Origin of the sequence: Psychrobacter sp. FME13 (assembly GCF_014861395.1) — a bacterium.
Classification (GTDB): domain Bacteria; phylum Pseudomonadota; class Gammaproteobacteria; order Pseudomonadales; family Moraxellaceae; genus Psychrobacter.
This window is the reverse complement of record NZ_RRYV01000276.1, coordinates 1-1,693: the sequence shown is the minus strand read 5'-3', so window position 1 is coordinate 1,693 and position 1,693 is coordinate 1. Positions and strand designations below refer to the sequence as shown.

Annotated in this window: 2 protein-coding genes and 2 pseudogenes; 2 read left to right on the top strand and 2 right to left on the bottom strand. The window is 41.2% G+C overall.

The features are described from left to right. Positions 1 to 54: 54 nt before the first annotated feature. Positions 55 to 141 (top strand): annotated as a pseudogene (locus tag EI164_RS15945) (IS1 family transposase); the annotation flags it as partial. Then, the gene (locus EI164_RS15940; RefSeq protein ID WP_225739362.1) at positions 141 to 569 is read left to right on the top strand and encodes a patatin-like phospholipase family protein; all 429 of its coding nucleotides are present in this window, start codon (positions 141 to 143) and stop codon (positions 567 to 569) included. The pseudogene EI164_RS15945 and the gene EI164_RS15940, both read left to right, overlap by 1 nt. Positions 570 to 726: 157 nt before the next feature. Here the strand turns inward: EI164_RS15940 and EI164_RS15935 are convergent, their stop codons facing one another. Next, positions 727 to 1,314: a hypothetical protein gene (locus EI164_RS15935; RefSeq protein WP_192520962.1), complete on the bottom strand. Its 588-nt coding sequence runs from the start codon at positions 1,312 to 1,314 to the stop codon at positions 727 to 729. Positions 1,315 to 1,604: 290 nt separating this feature from the next. Then, positions 1,605 to 1,693 (bottom strand): annotated as a pseudogene (locus tag EI164_RS15930) (IS5/IS1182 family transposase); the annotation flags it as partial.

The following is a 1,693-nucleotide window of genomic DNA, read 5'->3' as shown; positions in this document are numbered from 1 at the left end:
GCTTATTCTCCTGTTAGTGGATTATAAGCAGTTACACAGAGTTTGGGAAACTCCCAAACCTGTTGTTTCTCTAAGAAGCTCGATAATCACTTCAAAGTGTTTGATATGGTGTTCTTTTACATCAATTATGGCTACGTCTGATGCCAGCATACTTTTTAGAACACCACCAAAAATATATCGATGGCGGTGTCGTCAGTTTAGTGCCTATCGATAGTGCGCGTGATTTGGGTGCTGATATTATCATCGCCGTAGATGTGACTAAGAGCAATCATAATTCTACTACCTCTACGCCTAATAGCATACCGAATATCAACTCATTCAGCAGCTTTTGGGGGTTTCTAGAAAACAATATCACGGCACAATCAAGTACCACGCATCACGCATCAAACTACCATGAACGAGATCGTGCAGATATTATCATTACGCCAGACGTTGGCCATATCAGCTCAATAGATACCAGCCAACGCAGCACACTAATCACTGCTGGATCAAAAGCCACTACGCCACAAATTAACGCAATTAAGCAGTTAATCAAAGAAAAATCTCAAAGCAAATATGCAACGCTTTAGCTTATAAAAACGCTTTAACTTATTAATAGGCTGCGTATGTAAAGCTTTTAGAATTCAAGCACCCATAAAAAAGCACCACAGTCATCAACTGTGGTGCTCTCTATTATGAATCAAATCTTGAATAATTTACGATTCAGTTAAGGCATGTCGAACTGGCTTATTTAACACGCGCGCGATATTTAACCGCGACTGTATCGTTCAGACCAACACCTTCCAGATCCCAACGAACCGCTTTATAGTACTTTAAATCTACATCTTGCAGCTGGTTGTTTACTCTAGTACGTAATGGCATACGAGAAAAACTATTACCATCGACGCTACCATATGGAAACTCTGGCGAGACCGTCTTCATCAATTCCACTTGCTCAGGAATACTCATGGTGACCGTCATTTTACGTACTCGATCAGCATTGGTATTGGTAAAGTATCCTTGATACTCTAAGACATTACCTGACTGCAAACGTGTACTTTCATTAACAGGAACCAATACTTCTTCACCATTTGCATCAGTGCTAACCAATGATGCAGTGATTTTGCTGTTAACAGCTTGTGCGCTTGAATTGCCAGCTTGATTAGCGGTTGCTTGTACAGTGGCCGATCCATCCACTGCTTGCTCTGGTGTAGGCAACATCGCCGACGCTTGAGTTACTACCATTGCACCGATCAGCGTACCGGCGACTACCTGAAACAAGCGATGGCCGCTCCAAGTGCTGAATGGACTAGCAAATTGATTATTTTTTTTCATGGTTCTCATTATCCCTGGTTAATATATCGGTAGAACATATTTGGAAAATTTAAGGCGCTTTCACTAGAGTCTGTATGCATAACCACTTAACTATAGTCAATAATAAACTATCTAGCCTGCTACGATAACCATATCGAACCTAGCGGTTGTATAAGGTTGATAATTTTTATTGATTATCTGCGTTCGCTATCCGTAAAGCATAGCAAAAAGTATTTGTACGCACACTAACCCCGTGTTGAGGTTGTGTATAGCCAATCTACTACAGACATTCGTTAGGGTGTGTATAGAATTCAAATCAGGGGCAACCAGATAAAGACACAAGCAAGCATTACCGCCGCTGCATAGCTATCTTTGAGCTTATCATATCGCGTGGCAATGC